Annotated in this window: 21 protein-coding genes and 1 tRNA gene; 14 read left to right on the forward strand and 8 right to left on the reverse strand. The window is 69.0% G+C overall.

All coding sequences use genetic code 11. The features are described from left to right. Nucleotides 1-96: 96 nt before the first annotated feature. Nucleotides 97-2430 carry a penicillin-binding protein gene (locus ACH34T_RS38285; RefSeq protein ID WP_396025887.1) on the forward strand — a complete coding sequence of 778 codons (2334 nt, stop codon included), beginning with the start codon at nucleotides 97-99 and terminating at the stop codon, nucleotides 2428-2430. Between the two features lie 56 nt (nucleotides 2431-2486). On the opposite strand, the gene ACH34T_RS38290 is transcribed toward ACH34T_RS38285, so the two are convergent. After that, the gene (locus ACH34T_RS38290) at nucleotides 2487-2939 is read right to left on the reverse strand and encodes a GatB/YqeY domain-containing protein (protein WP_396025888.1); all 453 of its coding nucleotides are present in this window, start codon (nucleotides 2937-2939) and stop codon (nucleotides 2487-2489) included. A 78-nt stretch (nucleotides 2940-3017) separates the two neighbouring features. Here ACH34T_RS38290 and ACH34T_RS38295 point away from each other — a divergent pair, with 78 nt between their 5' ends. The 3 genes from ACH34T_RS38295 to ACH34T_RS38305 all read left to right on the forward strand — a co-directional run bounded on the left by ACH34T_RS38295 (nucleotide 3018) and on the right by ACH34T_RS38305 (nucleotide 4680). Continuing rightward, nucleotides 3018-3917, forward strand: a complete 900-nt coding sequence (locus ACH34T_RS38295; RefSeq protein ID WP_396025889.1) for a metallophosphoesterase — start codon at nucleotides 3018-3020, stop codon at nucleotides 3915-3917. Then, nucleotides 3914-4531 carry a class I SAM-dependent methyltransferase gene (locus tag ACH34T_RS38300; protein ID WP_396025890.1) on the forward strand — a complete coding sequence of 206 codons (618 nt, stop codon included), beginning with the start codon at nucleotides 3914-3916 and terminating at the stop codon, nucleotides 4529-4531. Before ACH34T_RS38295 ends, ACH34T_RS38300 begins: the two co-directional genes overlap by 4 nt. Nucleotides 4532-4606: 75 nt before the next feature. Beyond that, a tRNA-Pro gene (locus ACH34T_RS38305) sits at nucleotides 4607-4680 on the forward strand. A gap of 226 nt (nucleotides 4681-4906) precedes the next feature. Here the strand turns inward: ACH34T_RS38305 and ACH34T_RS38310 are convergent. The 3 genes from ACH34T_RS38310 to ACH34T_RS38320 form a co-directional block, all read right to left on the reverse strand. Then, nucleotides 4907-5500 carry an RDD family protein gene (locus tag ACH34T_RS38310; RefSeq protein ID WP_396025891.1) on the reverse strand — a complete coding sequence of 198 codons (594 nt, stop codon included), beginning with the start codon at nucleotides 5498-5500 and terminating at the stop codon, nucleotides 4907-4909. A gap of 678 nt (nucleotides 5501-6178) precedes the next feature. Further along, nucleotides 6179-6994, reverse strand: coding sequence for an SAM-dependent methyltransferase (locus tag ACH34T_RS38315; RefSeq protein WP_396025892.1), 816 nt, complete (start codon nucleotides 6992-6994; stop codon nucleotides 6179-6181). Nucleotides 6995-7845: 851 nt separating this feature from the next. Next, nucleotides 7846-8721, reverse strand: coding sequence for an alpha/beta fold hydrolase (locus ACH34T_RS38320; RefSeq protein WP_396025893.1), 876 nt, complete (start codon nucleotides 8719-8721; stop codon nucleotides 7846-7848). A gap of 56 nt (nucleotides 8722-8777) precedes the next feature. Here ACH34T_RS38320 and ACH34T_RS38325 point away from each other — a divergent pair, with 56 nt between their 5' ends. The 8 genes from ACH34T_RS38325 to ACH34T_RS38360 all read left to right on the forward strand — a co-directional run bounded on the left by ACH34T_RS38325 (nucleotide 8778) and on the right by ACH34T_RS38360 (nucleotide 19170). Then, complete coding sequence (locus tag ACH34T_RS38325) at nucleotides 8778-10898, forward strand: BTAD domain-containing putative transcriptional regulator (protein ID WP_396025894.1); 2121 nt, start codon at nucleotides 8778-8780, stop codon at nucleotides 10896-10898. A 410-nt stretch (nucleotides 10899-11308) separates the two neighbouring features. Further along, a complete protein-coding gene (locus tag ACH34T_RS38330; protein WP_396025895.1) occupies nucleotides 11309-13048 on the forward strand; it encodes a class I tRNA ligase family protein in 1740 nt (579 codons plus the stop codon). A gap of 303 nt (nucleotides 13049-13351) precedes the next feature. Then, the gene (locus ACH34T_RS38335; RefSeq protein ID WP_396025896.1) at nucleotides 13352-13927 is read left to right on the forward strand and encodes a dihydrofolate reductase family protein; all 576 of its coding nucleotides are present in this window, start codon (nucleotides 13352-13354) and stop codon (nucleotides 13925-13927) included. A gap of 681 nt (nucleotides 13928-14608) precedes the next feature. Next, on the forward strand, nucleotides 14609-14878 hold the full coding sequence (locus ACH34T_RS38340) for a hypothetical protein (RefSeq protein ID WP_396025897.1): 270 nt from the start codon (nucleotides 14609-14611) through the stop codon (nucleotides 14876-14878). 32 nt (nucleotides 14879-14910) lie between these two features. Then, on the forward strand, nucleotides 14911-15054 hold the full coding sequence (locus ACH34T_RS38345; RefSeq protein WP_396025898.1) for a hypothetical protein: 144 nt from the start codon (nucleotides 14911-14913) through the stop codon (nucleotides 15052-15054). Nucleotides 15055-15418: 364 nt separating this feature from the next. After that, a complete protein-coding gene (locus ACH34T_RS38350; protein WP_396025899.1) occupies nucleotides 15419-15718 on the forward strand; it encodes a DUF6191 domain-containing protein in 300 nt (99 codons plus the stop codon). A 421-nt stretch (nucleotides 15719-16139) separates the two neighbouring features. Further along, nucleotides 16140-16895 (forward strand): MerR family transcriptional regulator, encoded by a 756-nt coding sequence (locus ACH34T_RS38355; RefSeq protein WP_396025900.1) that lies wholly within the window; start codon nucleotides 16140-16142, stop codon nucleotides 16893-16895. A gap of 466 nt (nucleotides 16896-17361) precedes the next feature. Further along, nucleotides 17362-19170, forward strand: a complete 1809-nt coding sequence (locus tag ACH34T_RS38360) for a prolyl oligopeptidase family serine peptidase (protein ID WP_396025901.1) — start codon at nucleotides 17362-17364, stop codon at nucleotides 19168-19170. Nucleotides 19171-19782: 612 nt separating this feature from the next. On the opposite strand, the gene ACH34T_RS38365 is transcribed toward ACH34T_RS38360, so the two are convergent. Then, on the reverse strand, nucleotides 19783-19980 hold the full coding sequence (locus ACH34T_RS38365; protein ID WP_396025902.1) for a hypothetical protein: 198 nt from the start codon (nucleotides 19978-19980) through the stop codon (nucleotides 19783-19785). Between the two features lie 322 nt (nucleotides 19981-20302). On the opposite strand from ACH34T_RS38365, the gene ACH34T_RS38370 reads away from it, so the two are divergent. Further along, entirely contained in the window at nucleotides 20303-20704 is a 402-nt protein-coding gene (locus tag ACH34T_RS38370) for a hypothetical protein (RefSeq protein ID WP_396025903.1), read from the forward strand. Between the two features lie 17 nt (nucleotides 20705-20721). Here ACH34T_RS38370 and ACH34T_RS38375 read toward each other — a convergent pair whose 3' ends face one another. Next, on the reverse strand, nucleotides 20722-21390 hold the full coding sequence (locus ACH34T_RS38375) for a TetR/AcrR family transcriptional regulator (RefSeq protein ID WP_396025904.1): 669 nt from the start codon (nucleotides 21388-21390) through the stop codon (nucleotides 20722-20724). Between the two features lie 144 nt (nucleotides 21391-21534). On the opposite strand from ACH34T_RS38375, the gene ACH34T_RS38380 reads away from it, so the two are divergent. After that, the gene (locus ACH34T_RS38380) at nucleotides 21535-21954 is read left to right on the forward strand and encodes a nuclear transport factor 2 family protein (RefSeq protein WP_396025905.1); all 420 of its coding nucleotides are present in this window, start codon (nucleotides 21535-21537) and stop codon (nucleotides 21952-21954) included. Here the strand turns inward: ACH34T_RS38380 and ACH34T_RS38385 are convergent. Together ACH34T_RS38385 and ACH34T_RS38390 are read right to left on the reverse strand one after the other, a co-directional pair. Beyond that, nucleotides 21944-23008 carry an aspartate-semialdehyde dehydrogenase gene (locus ACH34T_RS38385; protein WP_396025906.1) on the reverse strand — a complete coding sequence of 355 codons (1065 nt, stop codon included), beginning with the start codon at nucleotides 23006-23008 and terminating at the stop codon, nucleotides 21944-21946. The genes ACH34T_RS38380 and ACH34T_RS38385 overlap by 11 nt on opposite strands. A gap of 167 nt (nucleotides 23009-23175) precedes the next feature. Beyond that, complete coding sequence (locus ACH34T_RS38390) at nucleotides 23176-24453, reverse strand: aspartate kinase (protein WP_396025907.1); 1278 nt, start codon at nucleotides 24451-24453, stop codon at nucleotides 23176-23178. Nucleotides 24454-24506: the final 53 nt, after the last annotated feature.

Below are 24506 nucleotides of genomic sequence, written 5' to 3' on the forward strand. Positions count from 1 at the left end.
CATAACGGACGAACGTCCCGGTCATCGGGGCCCGGAACGTACGGGGACGGGAGCCCTGTCCCGAATGCACTGGTCGTCCCGCGTACTCTAGACCCCGTGCGCGTTGCGAATACGGATCGGGTGAAGGCGGCATCCACGCTGTTCAGGCTCCTCGGCGCGGGGATCGTCGCGGGGATCCTCATCGCGTTCATCGCGCTGCCCGCCGTCGGCAGCGCCGGCCTGACGGCACGCGACGCCGCGAACAACTTCGAGGACATGGACAGCCAACTGAAGACGACACCACCGTCGGAGAAGACGGTCGTGTACGACTCGGACGGCAAGCAGATAGCCACGTTCTTCGACAAGTACCGCGAGTCCGTCCGGCTCGACCAGGTCGCGCCCATCATGCGGCAGTCGATCATCGACATCGAGGACTCGCGCTTCTACGAGCACGGCGCCCTCGACCTGAAGGGCACGATCCGCGCGCTGGCGTCCAACGTGGAGTCCGAGCAGACGCAGGGCGGCTCGACGCTCACCCAGCAGTACGTCAAGAACCTCCTGGTCGACGCCGCCAAGACGCCGGAGGAGTACAAGGAGGCCACCGCGCCCACAGTCGGCCGCAAGCTCCGCGAGCTCCGCTACGCGCTCGACATCGAGAAGCGCATGACGAAGGACCAGATCCTTGAGGGCTACCTCAACATCTCGTACTTCGGCGCGGGCGCGTACGGCGTCCAGGCCGCGGCCAAGCGGTACTTCAGCGTGCCGGCGTCCGAGCTCACGCTCGGGCAGGCCGCGCTGCTGTCCGGCATCACGCAGAACCCGACGGCCTTCGACCCCATCCGCAACCCGAAGGACGCGCGGAAGCGGCGCGACGTCGTCCTCTACCGGATGGCGCAGCTCGGGCACATCAGCAAGGCCCAGGCCGACCAGGAGGCCAGGAAGCCGATCGAGCTGAACCGCACCGACCCGGTCGGCGGCTGCGAGACCAGCTCCGTGCCGTACTTCTGCGAATACGTGAAGTACGACCTGCTGAACATCCTGTCGGACGGCAAGTACTGGCAGCTCGAAGCGAAAGAGCAGCAGAACGTCGTCAACAAGCTGAACCGGGGCGGCTACACGATCCGCACCACCCTCGACATGCAGGACCAGCGCGCCGTCGACAGGACGCTCCGCTCGACCGTCCCGCCCGGCGGGAACCGCGTCGCCGCGGAGGCGATGGTCGAGCCCGGCACCGGCAAGGTCAGGGCGATCGGGCTGAGCAAGCGGTTCGGCCCCGGCAAGGGCAAGACGACCATCAACCTCCCGGCCGACTCGCGCCACGGCGGCGGCAACGGCGTGTCCGCGGGCTCGACGTTCAAGATCTTCACGCTGGCCGCCGCCATCGACCAGGGCATCCCGGTCAGCACCACGATCAACTCGCCGCAGACGACGACCGTGGGCGGCTTCCAGCCGTGCAAGTACACCGGGATGTACCAGGGCAAGAAGGTCGAGGACGCGACGCTCGGCGGCGGCACCTGGACGCTGTCCAACGCCGGCGACAGCGAAGCGGGCAACTTCAACCTCAAGACCGGCACCTGGCACTCGGTCAACACGTTCTACGCCCATCTGGAGAAGCGCGTCGGCGTCTGCAACGCGGTGAAGATGGCCGAGAAGTTCGGCATGAAGCGGGGCAACGGGAACCCGCTGCTGCCGCTCCCGTCCCAGGTCCTCGGCGTGAACGACATCGACATGGTGCACCTCGCCGCCGCGTACGCCGGCTTCGCCGCCCGCGGCAAGTACTGCGCGCCGGTCTCGGTGACGGAGGTCGTCGACCCCGAGGGCAAGCACGTCAAGCTGCCCAAGCAGGACTGCCACCAGGCCCTCGACGTGGACGTCGCCGACAAGGTCAACTCGATCCTGCAGGGCGTCCTCAGCAAGGGGACGGCGGCGGGACGCGGCATCGGCCGGCCGGCCGCGGGCAAGACCGGCACCTGCGAGGCCCACACCTGCGCCGTGTTCGCCGGCTTCACCCCGAACCTCGCCGCCGCCACCGCCTACTGGGACTTCCGCGGCCCCTGGCAGTACAAGGTGTACGGCGTGTTCGGCGCGGGCATCCCCGGCGGCATCTGGCAGCAGAGCATGCGGAGCGCCCTCGCCGGCGAGCCCGCACCCGGCTTCCGGACCCCGACCCGCGACTTCGGCGACACCGCCCGCGTCCCGCAGGTGAAGGGCACGACGGTCGCCGCCGCCACCGCCAAGCTCCAGGGCGCCGACCTGCAGGCCCGCGTCGCGCCCGGTTCGGTCCGCTCGAACCAGCCCAAGGGGACGGTCGTGTCCACCTCACCGGCCGCGGGCAGCCAGGTCCCGCCCGGAACCACCGTCATCCTCTACGTGAGCAACGGCAAGGGCCGCGGTAGAGGCGGCGGAGACGGAGGCCCCGGCGACGGCTGGCCCCCCTGGGGCGGCGACTAACCCCCCGCGCACGCCACCGAAAGCCCAGCCCAGCCGCTAACCGCCGACGGTCTCGCTCATTGGGCGAGTTGACGCTTGACCTCGGCGGCGACGCGTCCGCCCTCGGCGCGTCCCGCCACCTTCGGGTTCACGACCTTCATGACCTGCCCCATCGCGCGCGGGCCCGCCGCACCCGACTCGGCGATCGCGTCCGCGACCAACGCCGTCAGCTCCTCGTCGGCGAGCTGCGCGGGCAGGTAGTCCTCCAGCACCTCGCCCTCGTCCCGCTCCGCCTGGGCCTGCTCCTCGCGTCCGGCGTCACCGAACGCGGCCGCCGCCTCGCGCCGCTTCTTCGCCTCCCGCGTGAGCACCCGGACGACGTCGTCGTCCGACAGCTCCCGTGACTTCTTGCCGGCGACCTCCTCGGTCTTCACCGCCGTCAGCGCCATCCGCAAGGTGCGCGTACGCACCTCGTCACGCGCCTTCATCGCAGCCGAAAGGTCGGTCTCCAGCTTCTCCTTCAAGGTCATGCACCACATCATGCCCGCCCGGTACCGGAAGCCTCATCGGGATTACCGTGCGGTGCAATTCTCTGGAACCATGGAGGCGTGCGAAAGTTCTACGCCGTGCCCCTGGCACTCCTGGGCGCGGGCGCCGCGACCTTCGGGTACGCCTCGGTGATCGAGCGGAACTGGTTCCGCCTCCGCCGCATGGACGTGCCCGTGCTGCCGCCCGGCCGCCCGCCGGTGAAGATCCTGCACATCTCCGACGCGCACCTCACGCCCGGCCGGTCCCGCCTCATCAGCTGGGTCCGCTCCCTGGACGCCCTCGAACCGGACCTCGTCGTCAACACCGGCGACTCCATCTCGCACCGCGACACGATCGGCCCCTTCCTGGACGCGCTCGGCCCCCTCCTCGACCGTCCCGGCGTCTTCGTCTACGGCTCGAACGACCTCTTCTCCCCGATCTTCAAGAACCCCCTCCGCTACATCTGGCGGACCAGCAAGTCCGACTACGGCCGGCACCGCCGCGAACCCGACCTCCCGTACCGCGAGCTCGGCTCGTCCCTCCAGGCCGCCGGCTGGCTCGACCTCAACAACCGCATCGGCCGTCTCAAGGTCGGCGAGCTGGACGTCGAGTTCGGCGGCATCGACGACTCGCACATCGACCGCGACCACTACGACAAGATCGCCGGTCCGGTCGACCCGCAGGCGGACGTCCACCTCGGCGTCCTGCACTCCCCGGAACCCCGCAACCTTGACCGCTTCACCGCCGACGGCTACGACCTCCTCCTCGCCGGGCACACCCACGGCGGCCAGGTCTGCGTCCCGTTCTACGGCGCCCTCGCCACCAACTGCGGCATCGACCGTCCACGCGTCAAGGGCCTGCACCGGCACCGCGGCTCCTGGCTCCACGTCTCCGCCGGACTCGGCACGTCCCCCAAGGCCCCCATGCGCTTCTGCTGCCCGCCCGAGGCGTCCCTCCTCACCCTCGTCCCCCGCTCGTGACCGACGGCGACCGCTGGAAGACCGGCCACCTCTCCGTCACGGGCTACGACTACGCCGTCCAGAACCCGGTCCTCGGCCGCATCGCGGCGCGCCTCCTCTGGAACTACGACATCCGCCACCTCCACCAGGCGATCGCCGCGCAGGACCCGTCCGCCCTCACCCTCGACATCCCCTGCGGCGGCGGCATCGCCGTCCGCGACAACCCCCGCCACGTCGGCGTCGACCTCTCCCGGACGATGCTCAACCGCGCCCGCCGCAAGACGAAGACCCTCCTCCAGGCAGACATCTACGCCCTCCCCTTCCCCACATCGACCTTCGACCTCTGCGTCACCTACAACGGCCTGCACTGCCTCCCCGACCCGGCCCCGGCCGTCGCCGAACTGGCCCGCGTCCTCCGCCCAGGCGGCACCCTCCGCGGCACGACCCTCGTCCGAAACACGGGCCGCCGCACCGAAGCCCTCTACGCCTTCATGCGCCGCCAGGGCATCTTCGGCCCCTCAGGCACCCTCGCCGACCTCCGCTCCTGGCTGACGTCCGCCGGCCTCACCGACGTCCACCTGTCCCCCAACGGCGCCATGGCCGGCTTCACCGCCCGCCGGGGGCCAGGTAAATAGGGACGCACCACCCCCTGACATCCGCTAGGGTGGACTAGGCGCCGGGAGACCGTACGACTCCCGGGCAGCCACCACCGGGGTGTAGCGCAGCTTGGCAGCGCGCTTCGTTCGGGACGAAGAGGTCGTGGGTTCAAATCCCGCCACCCCGACAGATGAAATACCAGGTCAGAGGCTCGACTCCGGTTCAGGGGCCGGGCCTCTGAATCGTTCGTGCGCGTCTCACGCGCGTGAGTATGCGCGCGCCCCGTGCGCTCAGCGCGGAATTCGTTCTCTGCACACGTCGCCGCGCCAGCGGCCTGCGGGCCTGCGTGTGCGCGTCCGGCGCGCGGTGCGGGGCTTGGGGTCGTCGCGGATCCGGGTGCACCGTCCGCGAGATTATCTGGTGAACGCTGTCGAGCCTGGCAGTTGGACGGGAGCCTTTTGCGTCACTCGACCACGCACCACCATCGTCTTGGCGGCCTTGTCGTGCAGGCATTGGCGAAGAGGACGGTCCCAGAGCAGCCACAGTATGTTCAACTGGCCAAGAACAGGCAGATAGTTCGGCGCGTAGTAGATGCCCGGGGAGAAGCAGAGGGCCCTTAGCACGGCTCGTCCCTTCGGTACAGGACCGCCGTCCGCAGCGCGGACGACCTTGATCCCGACGGCGCGTTTTCCCAGGGTCGCCCCCCACCGCGAAATCTGAAGCCACTCGTAGAGGAACGGCGTCCCTATGATGACCACCAGCATCGGGACGCCGTACTCCGGCCCCACATTGTCCATGTTCCCGCCATTGATCGCGGCGAAGACACCGGTTACCACCAGTCCGCTGGCGAGGGTGATGAACAGGGTGACGATCCCGTCGAGGAACCGGGCGCCAAGGCGAAGTCCAGCGTCGGCCGGGACGACGGTAGTTCCTCCAGGGCCCTGCATCGAGAGGCCGGCGGGTGCCGTCACTGGAGCATGCCATTGAGGGTGGGGTGTGTCGGTCATTCTGCCTCCGTCAGAGCCAGACCGGTCTGAAGAGTCAACGCGTCGGGCCTGAGATGAGTCGTGAGAAGGTTAATCCTCCCCGATATCTCCGTGTTGTTCGGTCCAGTGCCGCAGAGATATCTGTTCGCCGGTTTCACTGAACACTTTCGCTTCAGCCAACTAACCATTCTCGCGCCACTCACGTCGTCGGCCAAGCGCACCTTTGTCGAGTGAAGTCTGGCCCACCGCCCGACGTTGTCCGCCAGGAAACCACTCGAACCATGGCCCGGGCTCGCCTGATGGAGAATCGAGCCATCAGCACTGGCAGCGCTTTGGTCTTTGGTGACTCAGATCACGTTCCCACCGTACACCTCAGTGGCCAGGGTCCGGCGAGTGAATCAGGTTTCCCGACAGGCTCTTGGAGGCGGGTTGTCATTAACAGGGTAAGTCGTGTCCGGAAGTCTTTCGCCGACCCTTCGGTCGTACTGTTCATCCGGTCCGTTCGGCAAGGAGACTATGCAGTGGGTGATTGGAGTGTCGGGAGGGTGAACAGGCTCGGCCAACCTGGCAACTCGAGGGGCAGCGCAGGTGCGCGCTCCTCCAGGTTCTCTGCGAATTTGAGTGGCTATCGCCTCCTTCGATGAGTTCGGCGATATGGCGATGCTGTCTTGCCTATGATTTCGTGGGCGGTTCTTGAGGTTAGGGTTTGCGGGCAACGGCGCCGTACATGGCTACTTCTTCGGGGTCGCCCCAAGGGGTGGCTTCGGGGCGCCAGCGGGAGCAGGAGACTACGCCTGGGGCCAGGAGTTCTAGGCCGTCGAAGAAGCGGGTGATTTGTTGGGGGGTGCGTTGGGTCAGTTTGGGGGTGCCGTGCTTGTTCCAGTACGCGACTGCTTCGTCCACGTCAGGCATCGTGGGGCTGGTGATGGTGTGGGAGAGGACTAGGTGACTGCCTGATGGGAGCGCGTCTACTAGGTGGCGGACGACGTTGTAAGCCTTTTCGTCGTCCTCGATGAAGATGACTACGCCCAGGAGGGTGAGCACGGTCGGCTCGGTGAAGTCGAGTGTGTCGGCGGCCTGTTCCAGGATGCTGTCGGGGTCGTGAAGGTCGGCGTGCAGGTAGGCGGTGGCGCCTTCTGGGGTGCTGGTCAGGAGTGCGTTAGCGTGGGCTAGGACCAGCGGATCGTTGTCGACGTATACGACGCGGCATGAGGGATCTACTCGTTGTGCGACCTCGTGCGTGTTGTCGTGGGTGGGAATACCGGTCCCGACGTCGAGGAATTGGCGGATGCCGACTTCTTCCGCTAGGAAGCGCACCGAACGACCGAGGAACACGCGGTCGGCGCGTGCGTAGTCGATGACGCTGGGGTGCAGGCGTTTGATCTGGTCGCCGACCAGCCGGTCTATTTCGTAATAGTCCTTGCCGCCGAGCCAGTAGTTCCAGATCCGGGCGGTGTGGGCCACCGTGGTGTCGATCCCGGACGGGCGGCCGAACTCCTCCGAGTTGCCGTTCACGGCTCGCGACTCCTTTGTGTACCTTGCGCTACCGTACTGCCTCGCTGAAAGTATCAGGCGTTGGCGGTGAGGCGGGAGCCGTCACTTGAAACAAATAGTGGGTGGCTTAGATATGGCATTTTGACATGTCCGGATGTCGGATGGTTCGAGGCGGGGAGCGGACGGTGCGGTGTCTGGTCTGTGGGGATGCGACGGGAAAGTCTTGTCTCGGATTCAGTGAGTCGGAGACTGGAGAGGGCCGGCTCGGGCCGAGTCGGCTTCTGTGTCGCCGCGACTTGAGGTGTCTGATCCTCCTGCCTGGCGGGAGTGTGGGTTGTCCAGTGGGCGTCGTAGTAATACCGCGTTCCTGAGTGTTTGGAGGGAGGTCCCCGTCTTTGGGGTTGGCTGGGCCGGTGTGTGTGGTGTTTTGGGGAATCGCGGTTGCTCCGAAGGTTGTGAATGGTTGACTTCGGTGCCTGTGGTCGGTCGGGGCGGTGGCCTGCTTGTGAGGGCGGGGTGGGGATGTTCACCGAAACATGACTGGATGGTGGGGTTGTTAGGAGGTCGTCCGGCTATGTGAGGGGATGACGGTGACGGCCGGACGAAACGGGTGGTGGTCATGGCCCACAGGGGTGGACGGAGCGGCGCGCCGCTCAACTGGGAAATGCTGCTGGGACTAGTGGCGACCGCATTCATCATCTATGTGTGGGCGTGGGCGGCGACCCAGGGTGGGCCGCCTTTCTTCTAGCCGACCATTGTGGGGGAGGCGCAGAGGATCTTGGTGGCAGCTTCCTTCAGGTTTGTTTGATTGAGCGGCTTGTCTGTTCCTGGGGACGACTACGGGTGCTCGCTTGTGGCGGCCGGTGCGTTGCTTAACGGGTCAGGAGGGCCTTTAGGGTCCTGGTGATTTCGGCTGGGGACTCTTCGGCCATGTAGTGGCCGTGGGGGACGGTTTCGTGGTGGAGGTCCTTGGCCCAGGCTTGCCAGAGGGCTTTGGCGTCGAAGCCCAGGGCGGCGCCCCAGTCTTGCTGGAGGACGGTGACGGGCATGGGGATCTGGTTGCCTGCGTCGCGGTCGGCTTGGTCGTGTTCGATGTCGATGCCGGCGGACGCACGGTAGTCGGCGACGATGGACGGGATCGCGTTACGGCAGGCGTCCAGGTAGGCGGTGCGGATGTCGGGCGGTATCGCGGACGGATCGTTCGCCCAGAGGTCGAGGAAGTGGCCGAAGAAGGCGTCCGGGGAGGCGGCGATCAACTGCTCGGGGAGGCCGGGTGGCTGGGCCATCAGGTAGAGGTGGAAGCCGACCGCGGCGGTGACGCCGTGCATCGCGTCCCACATGTCGAGGGTCGGCAGGACGTCCAGGCAGGCGAGGTGGGTGATCGTCGACGGGTGGTCGAGGCCGGCGCGGAAGGCGACGATGCCACCGCGGTCGTGGCCGGCGAGGGCGAACCTGTCGTGGCCGAGTGCGCGGGCTAGGGCGACGATGTCGGCGGCCATGGTGCGCTTGGAGTAGCTGTCGCCCGGTTTGTCGCTGGCGCCGTATCCGCGCAGGTCAGGGCAGATCACGGTGTGGTCGGACGCGAGGTCGGCGGCGACGTGGCGCCACATGAGGTGGGTCTGCGGGAAGCCGTGCAGGAGGATGATCGGCGTGCCGGAGCCCGCGATGGCGGTGTTGAGGGAGACGCCGTCCGCGACGGGGATGCGGTGGTATTCGAAGCCGGGGATGCTCGGCGTGGTCTCGTACATATCCACAGGCTGCCGAAGTTGGATGAGCATCTGATGAGCGCTATAGCGTGGCCGGTGTGGGGGTCGTGTTCGGGGTGCTGGGGCCGGTGACAGCCTGGGATGGCTCCGGTGACGTGATCGCGTTGAAGGGTCCGAAGCATCGGGCCGTGCTGGCGCGGCTGATCGTGGCGCGTGGACGGGTCGTCCCGGTGGGACGGCTGGTCGATGATCTGTGGATCGACCCGCCGGTGGGTGCGATGGGTGCCGTTCGTACCTTCGTGGCGGCTTTGCGGCGGGCGGTGGAGCCGGAGCGTCCGCCGCGGGCGCCGCCGCGGGTGCTCGTCACCGAGGGTCCGGGGTATGCACTGCGGGTCGGGTCGAGGGAGGTGGATGCCTGGCGGTTCGAGCAGGTCGTGACGGCGTCGCGTCCGGCGGGGGAGTTGGTCGCGAGTCTGGACGAGGCGTTGGGGTGGTGGCGCGGCCCCGCGTACGCCGAGTTCGCAGACGAAGGGTGGGCGAGGGCGGAGCGCTCCCGACTCGCGGAGCTGCGGCTGCGCGCCGTCGAGCGGCTGGCCGAGGCGAAGCTGGATCTGGGGCGCGCCGCCGAGGCGGTGCCGGATTTGGACGCCCACGTCGCTGAGCACCCCTGGCGTGAAGATGCCTGGCGGCTCCTGGCCCTCGCGCTCTACCACACCGGGCGTCAGAGGGACGCGCTCGCGGTGCTGCGCCGGGCGCGGACACTGCTGGCCGAGCAGCTCGGGCTCGATCCCGGCCCTGCGTTGCGCCGGTTGGAGGAGGACATCCTGCGTCAGGCCGACCGTCCGGTCCTGGGGGAGCCCGACCGTCCGGTCCTGGGGGAGCCCGACCGGCCCGTCCTGGAGGAGGCCGACCGGCCCGTCCTGGAGGAGGCCGACCGGCCCGTCCTAGGGGAGGCCGACCGGCCCGTCCTGAGGGAGGATGCGGCGGCGCGTGTGTGGGCGCGGGCGACCGCGGCCTATGACCGGGCTGTGGCATCCGGCGCGCGGGCGCGGCTGGAGTCGACGGTGGGCATCCTGCGCGACCTCGCGGTGACGGGCGGCGGCGGGCTGGAGGCGGCCCGGGAGCAGCGGACGGCCGCGATCGCGGCGGCCGAGGAACTGGGCGACGCGGAGCTGACCGCGCGGGTGATCGGCGCGTACGACGTCCCGGCGATCTGGACGCGTTCGGACGATCCGCGCCAGGCCGCTGAAGTTGTGGCGGCTGCAGAGCGCACCCTCACCGCCCTCCCCGCACAGGAGCACGCGCGAGCGCGCAACGTACCCACGCGGGGGCGTGATGTGTTGCGGGCGCGGTTGCTGGCTACGGTGGCGCTGGAGTCGCGCGGGGACCGTTCGGGGCGCGGGCGCGAGGCGGCGTTGGAGGCGGAGCGGATCGCCCGGGGGCTGGACGATCCTGGGCTGCTGGCGTTCGTCCTCAACGGTGTTTACATGCAGACGTTCCAGCGGGCGGGGCTCGCGCCGGAGCGGGACGAGATCGGGGCCGAGCTGGTCGGGTTGGCCGGACGGCATGGGCTGGTCACGTTCGAGGTGCTCGGGCATCTCGTCCGCGTCCAGGCGCGGAGCGCGCTCGGGGACTTCGCCGGAGCCGACCGGCACGCGGCCGCCGCCGATGAACTTGCCGCGCGCCATGAGCTGCCGCTGGTGAGCGTGTTCACGCAGTGGTACCGGGCGCTGCGGCTCGCGGCGTCCAGCGAGGCGGCGGGAGAGGTCAACGCCGAGGTGGACGCCGCCTATCAGGACGCAGTCGCGCGGCTGGACGGGGCTGGGATGCCCGGCCTTGAGAGTGGGTTGCCTGCGCTTTCGCGGCTGTGCCTGCGCGTGCGGCAGGGGCTGCCCGCCCAGACGGACGCCCGCACGGATTGGGGGCCTTACGAGCCGTGGGTCCGCCCGTTGGTGTCCTTGGCCCGAGGTCGGCGGTCTGAGGCGTTGGCGACGCTTCGGAGAGTGCCGCAGCCGCCGCGCGATCTGCTGTTCGAGGCCATGTGGTGCCTGATTGCCCGGGCCGCCATCGCCGTAGACGATCGCGAGTTGATGAGACGCGCACACAGTGAGCTCGTCCCGGCGGCGGGAGAGTTGGCCGGGGCAAGCAGCGGGCTGATCACCCTCGGCCCGGTCTCCGGGTACTTGGACGACCTGAGCACCGCACTTGATCGTGCTTGACGAGCGGCCGCCGACCAACTCGACGGTTCGACCGTCCGATGATTGTGGTGGGTGGGCCGCGGGCCGTCCTGCTGGGCTGGCGGGCGGCTGGGCACGCGAGGGCGACGACAGGCCTGGCCTCAGTTCCGCTCTGAGGCGGCGGACCCGTGTTTCGTGGTGTTCGGCCTGTGTCGGCGCGACGCCGTCGGGCGCGGCCTGATCGAGATGCGGGGGAGGTGGCGCAAGCGGCTCGCGGTGTCCGATCTCTACGCCGTCCGAGTATTGCGACCTGATTAGGAGGCGGTTTCGGTGGCCTGTCGCGACCATCTCGCCGGTCACGCGGAGTTCGACCATGCCGTCCTGAGCGACTGCTTCGTCGCGTTCCGCGCCGCGCGCTCCGAGATGCCGTAGCCGGGGGTCGACGAAAATGGATGCCGTCGGCTCAGTGCCGGTTGGTAGTTTGGGAGTATGAAGACGTCCGGTCGCCAAGTGATGATGCCCCGCTCGCGGGGCCGCTGACGCTGGACGGACGTTTTCGAGGCCCTGTTCGCGGGGCCTCTTCCTATTTGGGGCTCCGGGCTCTTCTGGAGGTTCCCATGGGTGCTTACATCACGACGACGATCCCGTACGTCAATGCGCGGCCGCATCTCGGGTTCGCGCTGGAACTCGTCCAGGCGGACGTGCTCGCCCGGCATAGGCGGCGTGACGAAGAGGCCGTCAGGTTCCAAGCCGGGACGGACGACAACTCGCTCAAGAACGTACTGGCCGCCGAGGCCGCCGGTATCGGCGTGCAGGAGTTCGTGGACGAACTGGCCGCGGAGTTCATCGCGCTTGCCGGACCGCTGTCGCTGTCGGTGGACGACGTCATCCGCACAAGCCGCGATCCGCGCCACCGGGCCGGGGTCGAACGGCTGTGGCGGGTGTGCGCCGAGTCAGGCGATCTGTATCGGCGGCATTATGAGGGACTGTATTGCGTCGGTTGCGAGCAGTTCTACGGGGAGAGCGAGCTGGTCGAGGGACTGTGTCCTGAGCATGGGACCGTCCCACAGCGGGTGTCGGAGGAGAACTGGTTCTTTCGGCTGTCGCGTTACGCGGAGCGGTTGCACGGCCTCATCAGTGGTGGCGCATTGCGGATCGAGCCGGTTGAGCGCCGTAACGAGGTCCTGTCGTTCATCGCGGGCGGTCTGGAGGATTTTTCGGTGTCGCGTTCGGTCGAGCGGGCGCGGGGATGGGGGATTCCGGTGCCCGGCGATCCCGAGCAGGTCATCTACGTGTGGTGGGACGCGCTGGGAAATTACATCACCGCGCTCGATTACGGCGGCGACGGTCAGGAGTTCCAGCGGTGGTGGACGGGAGGTGGCCGGCGCACCCATCTCGTCGGGAAAGGCGTGCTGCGGTTTCACGCGGTGTACTGGCCAGCGATACTGCTGTCGGCCGGGCTGCCGCTGCCGGACGAGATTCTGGTGCACGGATACCTGACGGCGAACGGACGGAAAATCAGCAAGTCCGGCGGTGTCACCATTGACCCTGCCGCGCTGGTCGATGAATACGGCGTGGATGCCGTGCGGTGGTGGCTGCTCCGCGAAGTGCCGAGGGTCGGGGACGCGGACTTCACCGCCGAGCGGCTGATAGCCCGCGCGAATGACGAGCTGGCGAACGGGCTGGGGAACCTCGTGAATCGGGTCGTCTCGATGGTTCACCGGTACCGGGACGGGGTCGTTCCCGCCTGCGACGACCTATTCGAGCCGCTGGACGAGGTATGCCGCGACGCGCCCGCGCTCGTCGACGCCGCACTGGAGAACTTCGATTTCCGGCGCGCCACCTCGGCGGTCTGGACGATCGTCGATGAGACCAATCGCTACATCAACCGCGTCCGGCCCTGGGAGCTGGCGAAGTCCGACGATCCAGCGCGGCTGGACGCCGTCCTGGCCGTGCTCGTCAGGGCCTGCCGGACGGTCGCCGAACTCCTGAATCCGTTCCTCCCCGATGCCTCCGCCCAGCTCACGGCCCAACTGACGCCCCAGGTGACAGCTCAGCCCACGGCCCAGCCCACGGCGAGCACAGCCCAGAGAACAGCCGGGGTCACGGCGAACGCCACAGTCGACGCAACGGCCGGAGGGGTGGGTGGACGGCTTCCGCGGCCGCGTCCCGTGTTCGGGCGGCTCAGCTGACGTCGGGTTTACCCGATACGGACGTGGTGTGTCCCGTTTCAGGTAGGGCCGCACAGAAGAAGCAGCGGCGGCGGGCGGTCCGGGCGCTGGCGGCGGGCGGTCCGGGCGCTGGCGGCGGACGGCCATTGTGGCTAGTGGTGGGTGCCCAGTGAAGCCGGCGGGCGGGGGGGTGCGTGGGCGACGCCCAGGCGACGTCGCCGCCGGTGGCCTGGCGGGAGGCGGTAAGGAAACGGTAAACGGCTGCTGGCAGGGTGAATCCCACGCAGGCAGCCGATCAGGCAGCCGGTTCTGAAAGGAAGAAGGATGACGCGAGAGCTGGTCTACACGGGGTTCATGTCGCTCGACGGTGTGGTGGACTCGCCGGGCGGGGAGGCCGAGGGCCACCGCAGCGGCGGGTGGGTGCTGCGTACCGAGTTCGTGCCGGAGGCCTACTCGCTCAAAGCGGAGGAGCTGGCCGAGACGACGGCCCTGATGTTCGGCCGTCGCAGCTACGACGCCTTCGCGCCGATCTGGCCAGGATCTGAAGACCATGCGGCTTACAAGGACCTTCCGAAGTACGTCGTGTCCACGACGCTCGCGGACGACGACCTGGTCGACGGCTGGGGTCCGATCACGATCCTGCGCTCGGACGAGGACGTCGCGGCGCTCAAGCGGGGCCAGGGCGGGGCGATCTTCATCCACGGGAGTGCGGAGCTGGCCCGGCGCCTGGCCGGCGCAGATCTGATCGACCGATACAACCTGCTCGTCTTCCCCGTCCTGCTGGGAGCCGGAAAGAGCCTGTTCAGCCGCCAGGACCTGGACAAGCGGAATCTGAGGCTCCGGGATTCCGCCACCTACTCCAACGGCGTCGCGAAGCTCGTCTACGACGTAGTGCGATGACGACGACGTCACAAGCTGCGCCGGTCCAGTCCAAGCGCCCGCGCCCCGCGGGGCCTCGCAGGGCTCTCCGGCCCTGCACCCGATGAAAGCCCACCACAGACCAGGGAGTCCGGAAGGGGCAAGGCGGCCATTGCGGCTGGTGGTGGGCGGCCGGATCCGGCTGCGGCTGACAGCCTGGCGGTCGGGGATGCGCGCGCAAAGCCCGGGCGAAGTGTCAACGCCCAGGCGAACTCCCGAACCGGGCGAAGTCTCCGGGCGTTGTGCCGTTGGTGATCTTTGGTCGGTCTTGGGGGTCAGCAGGGTGACGGCGCCGCCGATCTTGGCGGAACCGTTCCCCGACACGGTGCGATGCGCTGTCGGCGCGATGAGCCGGAGCGGACGACGCGCGTCCCTAAGGGTGCACGGTCAGGGTCGGATCAGGGCCGTCCGGCGGCCACGGTAGTAGCTCAACCTGTTGCGAGCCCGCAGGTCAGAGGTCCGACCTCACATCCAGGAGCTATGGAACAAAACGTTCCGTTCTGTTAGACTTGGTGCTGTGCAAAGGATCCGGACTACGGGTCTACCGGGGGATTACTCCACCATGAATGGGGGTTTTCCCCTATGGCGATGAGTTTGCCGAACCGGCAGAGTCATATTCAGCAGCAGGGGGACGAGGCCCCCTCCGCAGGAAGAAGGCACAAGATGTCGAACACGCCCCCCACCTCGCTCAACACAGCCGACCTGGCGGAGATCCTGTTCTGCTGCGGGCTGCAGGAGTCCGACCACCCCTCCCCCGAGCAGGTCCGCAAGGCCATCGACGCCCGGATCGGCGCCTGTGACGGCGACAGTTCCGTCTGCGTCGCCGTCGTCGCCCAGGAGGCCGGCGACCACCCGGAGACCTACATCACGCGGATGCGCTGGGCCCTCTCCACCGTGTCCGAGGCGTACCGCGAACTCACGACCGCCGCCTGACCACCGCCGCCATGCGGCAAGGAGGACATCTGATGCGTTCACAGTTCACCGACCGGCGCGAGGACATCGTCCCGCGTTCGCTCCGCGACCTGCTCGCCGCCGAGGCGTCCCAGGTCACGAATGAAAGGCGCCCGCGCCGACAACGCAAGACCTTGACGGTCCGCCGCGTCACTTAGCGCGGCCCCGCACCGCACGCTTCATTCCCCTCGCCCCTCGTCCTCCGGCCCACGCGTTCTAGGGCCGGGCGGCTGGGCGTCGTCGGCCGGGCTGTTCGTCCGCCCGCGTTTCTCGCATGCTGTGCTTGGCACGCGCGGCCGCCGCACCTGCCTAACGCTTGCGGGCGAGAGGCGGACACACGAGTTCACAAGCGTGATCTCGTCCCGGCTTGCCAGGGCCGTTGCATGGCCAGGTCCGCCGGACACCCCTTCGTAGCGGGCGCTCCTTCGAATGAGCTCGTCTCGGCCTGGTGAGTGCAACCGCCGGGACACGCAACCGCTGACAGGGCAGGTTCGTTGGAGGGACGTGGCGTTCATTGTCTTCATGACCATCCCTGGCCTTGTGATCGCGCTGGTCGCGTTCGCCGTCCTTGATCGCGCCGGCCTGTGGGCGAACCGCAGGTTCCGGCTGCCTTGGAGGCGGGACGAGACGGGCCGCCCCGTCTCGGCGATCGCGGTAGGCGAACTGGACGCCTTCTTCAACGGCACTCACCGTCACCAGCAGGAGCAGCGGCGGTCCTCGCTGATGTTGCGGGACGAGGAGAGCGACGGCGCGCCCCCGCGCACCCGCATCGATCTCGACGCCGGCACCGCCATCGTGCGACCTCCACCCGACCCTGCCTGACGAACCAACAAACCACCCAAGTCGGTAATCTCCCCCACACCCCGTCCATACTCGCGTTCGACCCGCCCTCGCGTTCGCCCCAAACGCGACAGGCTCCGGGCCTGAACGCGCAGGCGTGAGGCCTGAACGCGCAGGCGTGAGGCCTGAACGCGCAGGCGTGGGGTCCGGACGCGGCAGGCCTTGCCTGGACGCGGCAGGCTCCGGGCCTGGACGCGGCAGGCTTGGGGTCCGGACGCGGCGGGCTTGGGACCGGCCTCAGGTCACGTGCTTGAGCCCTAGGCCCTCCAGATCCGAGCCCTCGTCCTGAGCCTCTGGCCCCGACAGTGGGGTCACCGACACCGCCTCCCCCTACGCGATGGGTGAGCGTGCGAGTGCGGCCGTGGACGGGGTACACGGGGCGTGACCGCCTATGCTTGCGGCCGTGTGCGAAGTGCCGACGGAGGACCACGACGGCGCCCCCGGTCGTGGGCGCGAGTACCGCATCGGCGAGCTCGCGAAGGTCGCCGACGTCCCGGTGCGGACGCTGCGCTACTACCAGGAGCGCAAGCTGCTGCCGCCGCCGCGCCGCGTGGGACGGATCGGCCTCTACTCCGAGGACCATCTGGCGCGCCTCCGCATGATCGCGAATCTGCTTGAGCGCGGCCACACCCTCGAAGGCATCCGGGAACTGCTGTCCGCATGGGAGGAGGGCCGCGACATCGGGACCGTCCTCGGCGTCGAGAGGGCGGTCACCACCCCGTGGTCGAACGAGGTCTCGGTGACCATGACGCTGGACGAACTGACGGCGCTCTTCCCCGGTGAGGCCGACCCAGAATTCGTTGAGCGGGCCGTCGCGCTCGGTCACATCGAGCTGGACGGCGACCACGTCACCTACTGGAGCCGCCGACAGTTGGACGCGACCGTGACACTCGTCCGGGCCGGGGTGCCGCTGGAGGAAGTGCTGTCGGCCGGGCGGGAACTCCAGCGCAGCATGGACGACCTGGCCGCGATGTTCGTCCGCCTGATCGCCACGCACGTCGTCGGACGCATCGGCGAGCAGGACCTCGGCCACCTCACCGAGGCCTTCGCCCGGCTGCGTCCGGACGCCCAGATCATGGTCGATGCGGGCTTCGCCCGAGCCATGGACCGCCAGGTCCGCGCCGCGATCGACCAGAGCCTCGGCCGCCTGACCAGCTGAAAGCCGATACAAGTGCCGAGGCGACCTGCCCACCTCCAACGAGCCTGATGGACTCCTGAAGTGCTCCCCCAGCAGGCCTATTAGGTCGTCGCGTCGCTCGCGTGTTGCGTTCCATGGCCACGTCCGAGCACCCACCGAGGCGTCAGTCCAGGCTGTTGCGTAATCGGCGATGCGAGATCACCTGGCCGCCGATACAGTGCCCGACGCGGACGGCCAATACGGACGGCCGATCCGAACGGCCGACGCGGACGGTCGACGCGAACAGCCGACGCGAACAGCCGACGCGGACGGTCGATGCGGACAGCCGACGCGGAACGCCGCACGCGAACAGCCGACGCGGAACGCCGACGCGGAACGCCAATGCGGAACGCCGCACGCGGACGGTCGACGCTTACGGTCGATGGGGGAGGGCAGGCTTGGGCTTCGTGAGCTCGGCGTCGTCTGATGGGCCGCGATACTGGTGGGCATGGTCGATGACGAGCGTTGGAAGGCGCGTTTCCGTGCCGCCCGGATGAGCCTGCCCCGATGGGCGCGTGACGCCCCGAACCACAGCATCTACCGGTCGAACGTCACCGGGACGTGGGAGATCTACACGTGGAACCGTGACACCGGCGCGCAACGTCAGGTGACCGACCGGCCCAACGGCACCTGGATCGGCACTCTCGATCCGTCCGGTGAATGGGTGTGGTGGTTCGCGGACACGGACGGCGACGAGTTCGGTGTATGGAAACGTGTCCCGTTCAACGCGGATGAAGGCGCGGAGAGCGTTCCGGCCGTCCCTGGGCTGGAGCCGTCGTATCCGTCTGGGCTGTCCCTAGGCCGTACTGGTCTCGCCGTCGTCGGACGGACGACCGACGCGGGAAACACGATCCATCTGTGTCGCCCCGATGCGTCGCCGGAGGTGCTCTACCACCACGCAGAGGACGCGCACATCGCCGCGCTGTCGCGGGACGAGTCGCTGATAGCGATCGGACACAGCGAGCACGGCGACAGCCGCCACATGGCGTTGCGCGTGCTGCGCCCTGACGGTTCCACGGTCGCCGACCTGTGGGACGGGCCGGGCAAGGGCGTCTACGGGGCCGGATTCGCCCCGGTGGACGGCGATGCGCGGCTTCTCGTCAACCATGAGCGGCGCGGCCGGGACGAAATGCTGATCTGGGACCCGGTCGCCGGCACGGAACGCGAGATCGTCCTCGACCTGCCCGGCGAGATCGGCGCCGACTGGTACCCGGACGGGACGGCGCTGTTGATCTCCCACTCGTATGAGGCGCGCGACGAGCTGTACCGGTACGACCTGTCCGGCGAGGCCCTGACCAGGATCGACACGCCGCGTGGGGTGATCGGCGCGGCGGGCGTCCGGCCGGACGGGACGGTCGAGTTCTCCTGGTCGTCCGCCGCCGAGCCGCCGGTGATCAGGGCGACGTCCGGCACGAGCCCTGATGGCGGGCCAACCCCTCGGGACGAAGCGGTGGTGCTCACGCCGCCGGGGCCTGTCGCGCCGCCGTCCGTCCCGGTCGAGGACGTGTGGGTGGACGGTCCCGCCGGGCGCATCCACGCGCTGGTCAGCAAACCGGACGGCGACCGCCCCTGTCCGACCGTGTTCGACGTCCACGGCGGGCCCACGGCGCAGGACGACGACTCGTTCGTCCCGTCCGCCGCCGCCTGGGTGGACCACGGGTTCGCGGTCGTCCGCGTCAACTACCGGGGCTCGACGGGCTACGGGTCGGAGTGGCGCGACGCCATCGAGGGACGGGTCGGGCTCACCGAGCTGGAGGACATCAAGGCCGTCCGCGACTGGGCGGTGTCGAGCGGGCTCGCCGACCCGTCGCGGCTCGTCCTGACCGGCGGCTCGTGGGGCGGGTTCCTCACCCTCCTCGGCATCGGCACGCAGCCGGACGACTGGAGCGTCGGGGTCGCCGCCGTCCCGGTCGCCGACTACGTCGCCGCGTACGAGGACGAAATGGAGGGTTTGCAGGCGTTCGACCGGTCGCTGTTCGGCGGCTCCCCGGACGAGGTGCCCGACCTGTACCGCCAGTCGTCCCCGATCACCTACGTCTCGCAGGTGAAGGCGCCGGTGCTGATCCTCGCCGGGGAGAACGACCCGCGCTGCCCGATCCGGCAGATCGACAACTATCTCGGGCGGCTCGCCGAGCTGGACCGTCCGCACGAGGTGTACCGGTACGACGCCGGTCACGGCTCGCTCGTCGTCGAGGAGCGGATCACCCAGATGGCCGCCGAAATGGACTTCGCCCGCAAGCATCTGGGTCTGTCCTGATCTTCCCGGGGGAGATCATGAACTCGCCGTCGGTGATCTCCAGGTCCTTCGCGTCTAGGTTGGACGGGGGCTCGTCCAGCAGGAACGCCTGCGGCTTGCGGACGATCGCCCGGCCCCGTCGCCAGCATCGGCGGGACGGTCGTGAACCGGGTGGAGCCCAGTAAGCGTGACTTCGTCGGCCCCGTTCGGCTGCGGCAAGACCCGTCCTCCCTGGCCGTCCCCCTGGCCGTCCTCGCCCGCGAGTAGATGTAGCCGCCGGTCTTCTCGACGGTGATCTCCCACGCCCACGAACCTCGGAATCCTCCTCGCGCTCTCGTCGGCCCTCGCCTACGGCACCGCGGACTTCATCGGCGGCGCCGGCTCGCGCCGGTACTCCTGCCCATCGGCGCCGCCCGTCGCCCGGTCGTCCTCGGCCCGGCGCCGTCTGGGACGGGGTTTACAAGATCAAAGGCTCGGGCACTCCTCTGATCGGCCGCTTGTGAGCAATGAGCCGTGATGGACACGGCTTGCCCCCCGGCGCTCGTCCGTCATCGATCGGGGGGATCACATGACACGGCTTCTCCACGTCCATGCGCTCGTCCGGCACGCCGCCCGTCACCGAATACCCGCGGCTCACGGCCCGGCATATCGCCTGACGGCCCTGGCGACCGGCGCGGCGATGGCGACCACGGCCCTCGCCGCCGCACCTCCGAAGGCGTCGGCCGCCGCCGACCTCAGGCCCTCGTCCCGGCAGCCGGCTTCGGCCGCCAGGCCCGCAGCGATCTCACGTCCAGCATCGATCAGCAGATTCGCGCCGGCCCGGCGTGCCATCCCCGCACGACGTCCGGGGCCGCCCGCCACCGGAACGGCCGGCGGCGCCGTACTGCCGCACGCACCCGCTCCCAACCGCGACACCGCAGCCGCCACGGCCATCGCCCCCGCCCAACAGCCTGACGTCGCCACAGACGAACGTCCGGCTCCACCAGCCGCCCCGCCTGTGCCGGGCGCGGGCGTTCCCGACCGCGAGGCCGTCCCCGCTGGACGCCCCGTCGCGCCTCCGCCGTCCCCGACCCATCCCAGAACCGCAACGGAGCCGCAGCCGGAGCCCGGGGCGGCGAGCCCGCTGAACGCAGCGGGGGACCTCGTTCACGACATGCCCAAGTCGGTGCGCCTGCGGCATCGGGTCGCCGAGGACGTCCTGCGCGGCAACGGCATCCAGTGGAGTTCGACCGGCGGCTGCTCCGACCGGACGATCACGTCCTGCACCTCGTTCGAGAACGTCCGCTGGGGGACGATCAAGGGCCTGATCGGGTTCGCGGAGTCGAGCGGCTGCGAGATCACCGTCACCGGCGGCACCGAACGCGGCCACGCCGACGGCCCCTACAGCCACTGGAAAGGCTACAAACTCGACATCGCGACGAGCGCGTGCGTCGACCGTGCGATCAAGCGCTACCCGTCGGCGGGCGTCCGGGGCGACGGCGCACGGCTCTACCGTTCACCGGACGGCACCCTGTTCGCCCGCGAGAAGGACCACTGGGACATCACCTTCCGCTAACCCGTCGCACGGGGGTGTCAGGCGCGGACCTCGCGGATGATGCCGACGAGCTCCCGGGTCACCGACTTGAAGCCCGGCATGCGGGACATCGACACCATGCGGTTGACCAGCGGGACCGTCCGCTCGACGAGGAGGTACGTCTTGCGGCAGCCCGGCGAGCTGTCGTGCACCCAGTACAGGACGATGCCCATCGAGTAGATCCACAGCAGCTCGGGCAGCTCCGCCCGGAACTCCTTGTCGATCTTCAGGTCGGAGCCGTCCACGACCTCGCGGTAGATCGCGACCGCAGACTCGCGCGCGGGGCCCGATTCGGCGCTGAACGGGTTGAGGGGACTGGTCGGCTCGGCGGCGAACTTGAAGAACTTCCCCGCGAACTCGTGGTACGGGACCATCGTGTCGACCCGGGCCTTCAGGACGCCGAGCAGCCGCGGCGCGAACGCCCTCTCCGCGTCCAGGACGGCGCGGCAGGCGGCGACGTGCTCGTCCTGCAGCTCGTCGTAGTACGCCTGGATCAGCTCTTCCTTGGACCCGAAGTAGTAGTAGGCGTTGCCGACCGAGACGCCCGCCTCCTTGGCGATCGCGCGCATCGTCGTCGCCTCGTATCCGCGGTCCCTGAACAGCTTCAGCGCCGTCTCGACGATCAGGGACCGTGTCTGCTCGGACTTCACGGCCTTCGTCTCGGTCACGCATGCCACCCTACGGCCCCACCCCGCCGTCCCGCCGTCCCACCGATGCGGAGCCCTCCCCCGCACCTGACGCGAAGACGTCACCGTGCCCTGGGAACGTTCTCTGTGCCGCAACGTGTTCGTCCTAGGCGGTGTTTACCTGGCATGACGGACGCACTCGACGCGCTTCACGGGTTCTATGCCGCCGAAGCCGAATATCTGTCCGCCGGTGGGCCCGGCAAGGCCGACTTCGGTGGCATGGCCGCGCACCTTGCGCCGGACGTCGTCATGTACCAGGCCGAAGTGCTTCCCTACGGCGGGACGTGGCGCGGACACGACGGCATGGAGCGGTTCATGGCGGCGATGAGCGACGCGTGGTCGTCCCTCGCGTTCCTCGAACAGCGCTTCGCCGTCGACGGCGAGACGGTCGCGACCTACAACCGGTGCGTCTTCCAGTCCCGTCCGACCGGGCGCACGCTGGAAACGTCGATCATGCAGTGGATCACGGTGCGGGACGGCCTGGTCACAGAGTTCCGGCCGTTCTATCTGGACACGTCCGCGGTCCTCGCGGCCCTCACCCCGTGATCTCGGCGACGACGAGCTCGGCGATCTGAGCGGTGTTCAGCGCGGCGCCCTTGCGCAGGTTGTCGCCGCAGAGGAACAGGTCGAGCGCGTACGGGTCGTCGAGCGAGCGGCGGACGCGTCCCGCCCACGTCGGGTCGGTGCCGACGACGTCGGACGGGGTGGGGAACTCGTGCGTCTCCGGGCTGTCGCACAGCACCACGCCCGGGGACCTCGCGAGGATCTCCTGGGCCTCCCGCTGGTCGGTGCGCTCCTCGAACACGGCGTGGACGGCCACCGAATGCGCGGTCACCACCGGGACGCGGACGCACGTCGCCGACACCCTCAGCTCCGGCTGCCCGAGGATCTTGCGCGTCTCGTCCCTGATGGCCAGCTCGTCGGACGTCCAGCCGCCTTCCTCGGGCGTCCCCGCCCAGGGCACGACGTTCATCGCGAGCGGCGCCGGGAACGGTCCGAACTCGCCGACCACGCCGCGGATGTCGCCGGCGCGGTTGCCGAGTGTCCGGTCTCCACCGACCTTCTCCATCTGCGCGTACAGCGTGTCGATCCCCTGCCGTCCCGCCGACGACGCCGCCTGGTAGGACGCGACGACCAGCTCCCGCAGCCGGTACCGCCCGTGCAGCGCCCCCAGCGCGACGATCATCGAAAGCGTCGTGCAGCCGGGACCCGCGACGATGCCCCGCGGACGATCACGCACCCGCTCGGGGTTCACCTCCGGGACGACGAGCGGCACGTCCCGTCCCATCCGGAACGCGCCCGAGCCGTCCACCGCAACGGCGCCGCGCCCCGCCGCGACCGGCGCCCATTCCTCGGCCACCGGCGCCGGGACGGCGAACGTCGCGATGTCGACGTCGTCGAAGACCTCGGGGGCGAGCGCCACGGACTCCGCCGACCGGCCGCGCACCTTCAGCGCCCGCCCGGCGGACCGTTCCGAACCGACGAGCCGGATCTCCCCGTACACGTCCCGGCGGGTGGACAGCAGATCGAGCATCACCGCCCCGACCGCCCCCGTCGCGCCGACGACCGCGAGCGTCGGCAGCCCGGAAGCCGAGTCCATCGTCGCACTCACATCCTCTGAACTTCCGTCGTCCCCGACCGGTTCCCGGAGGATGCTGCCACCGTCCGATCCGCCCGACTGCGTCACGTGACGCGCAAGGCCCACAAACGCACAAGGCCGTCGTCAGCGATCAGCGGACGGTCCGACGGACGGGCGGTGTTTCGGAGTCAGCGGCCCGTGCCGCCGTAGACGACGGCCTCGACCTGTTCGGCGTCGAGGTCGAACGCGCGGTGCGCGGCGGCGACCGCGGTGTCGATGTCGTCCTGGGCGACGACGACGGAGATCCGGATCTCCGACGTGGAGATCATCTCGATGTTCACGCCGGCCTCGGCGATCGCGCCGAACAGGGTGGCGGTGACGCCGGGGTGCGAGCGCATCCCGGCGCCGATCAGCGACACCTTGCCGATGCGGTCGTCGTAGCGGAGCGACTCGAACCCGATCCGCTCCTTCAGCTTGTTGAGGGCGGTCAGCGCGCTCTGCCCGTCCGTGGACGGCAGCGTGAACGAGATGTCGGTCCGCCCCGTGGACGCCGCCGACACGTTCTGCACGATCATGTCGATGTTGATCTCGGCATCGGACAGCACCGTGAAGATCGTGGCGGCCTCACCGGGCTTGTCGGGCACGCCCACCACGGTGATCTTCGCCTCGCTCCGGTCGTGCGCGACGCCGGAGATGATCGCCTGCTCCATGTCGTCCTGTCCTTCGATCTCGCTGCTGTCGACGACCCACGTGCCCTCCTTCTGGCTGAACGAGGACCGTACGTGGATCGGGATGTTGTAGCGGCGCGCGTACTCCACGCAGCGCAGATGCAGGATCTTCGCACCGCTCGCCGCCATCTCCAGCATCTCCTCGTAGGAGATCTTCGGGATCTTGCGGGCGGCGGACACGATGCGCGGGTCGGCGGTGAAGACGCCGTCCACGTCGGAGTAGATCTCGCAGACGTCGGCGTCCAGCGCGGCGGCCAGCGCGACCGCCGTGGTGTCGGACCCGCCGCGGCCGAGGGTCGTGATGTCCTTGGTGCCCTGCGAGACGCCCTGGAACCCGGCCACGATGCAGATCGAGCCCTCGTCGAGCGCGGTGCGGATCCGTCCGGGCGTCACGTCGATGATCTTGGCTTTGCCGTGCGACCCGTCGGTGATCACGCCGGCCTGGGAGCCGGTGAACGAGCGGGCCTCATGGCCCAGGTTCGCGATGGCCATGGCGAGCAGGGCCATCGAGATCCGCTCGCCCGCGGTGAGCAGCATGTCCAGCTCGCGTCCCGGCGGCAGCGGGCTGACCTGCTTGGCCATATCGATGAGATCATCCGTCGTGTCGCCCATCGCGGACACCACGACGACGACGTCGTTGCCCGCCTTCTTCGTCGCGACGATGCGCTGGGCGACCCGCTTGACGCCGTCGGCGTCGGCGACGGAGGAGCCACCGTACTTCTGCACGACTAGGGCCACGAGTGGCGCTCCTCGGATCGGGGTCAGGCGTACCGGACGACGAGTCTACCGAG

It is taken from the genome of Actinomadura sp. 9N215, assembly GCF_044326345.1.
Classification (GTDB): Bacteria; Actinomycetota; Actinomycetes; order Streptosporangiales; family Streptosporangiaceae; genus Spirillospora.

Coding starts and splice junctions, on each gene's coding strand:
- ACH34T_RS38290 (WP_396025888.1), bottom strand. CDS start 2,939: ATGACCTTGAAGGAGAAGCTGGAGACCGACCTTTCGGCTGCGATGAAG.
- ACH34T_RS38310 (WP_396025891.1), bottom strand. CDS start 5,500: ATGACCGACACACCCCACCCTCAATGGCATGCTCCAGTGACGGCACCC.
- ACH34T_RS38320 (WP_396025893.1), bottom strand. CDS start 8,721: ATGTACGAGACCACGCCGAGCATCCCCGGCTTCGAATACCACCGCATC.
- ACH34T_RS38330 (WP_396025895.1), top strand. CDS start 11,309: ATGCCGTCGGCTCAGTGCCGGTTGGTAGTTTGGGAGTATGAAGACGTC.
- ACH34T_RS38335 (WP_396025896.1), top strand. CDS start 13,352: ATGACGCGAGAGCTGGTCTACACGGGGTTCATGTCGCTCGACGGTGTG.
- ACH34T_RS38340 (WP_396025897.1), top strand. CDS start 14,609: ATGTCGAACACGCCCCCCACCTCGCTCAACACAGCCGACCTGGCGGAG.
- ACH34T_RS38345 (WP_396025898.1), top strand. CDS start 14,911: ATGCGTTCACAGTTCACCGACCGGCGCGAGGACATCGTCCCGCGTTCG.
- ACH34T_RS38350 (WP_396025899.1), top strand. CDS start 15,419: ATGACCATCCCTGGCCTTGTGATCGCGCTGGTCGCGTTCGCCGTCCTT.
- ACH34T_RS38360 (WP_396025901.1), top strand. CDS start 17,362: ATGGTCGATGACGAGCGTTGGAAGGCGCGTTTCCGTGCCGCCCGGATG.
- ACH34T_RS38365 (WP_396025902.1), bottom strand. CDS start 19,980: ATGGCACGCCGGGCCGGCGCGAATCTGCTGATCGATGCTGGACGTGAG.
- ACH34T_RS38370 (WP_396025903.1), top strand. CDS start 20,303: ATGCCCAAGTCGGTGCGCCTGCGGCATCGGGTCGCCGAGGACGTCCTG.
- ACH34T_RS38380 (WP_396025905.1), top strand. CDS start 21,535: ATGACGGACGCACTCGACGCGCTTCACGGGTTCTATGCCGCCGAAGCC.
- ACH34T_RS38385 (WP_396025906.1), bottom strand. CDS start 23,008: ATGGACTCGGCTTCCGGGCTGCCGACGCTCGCGGTCGTCGGCGCGACG.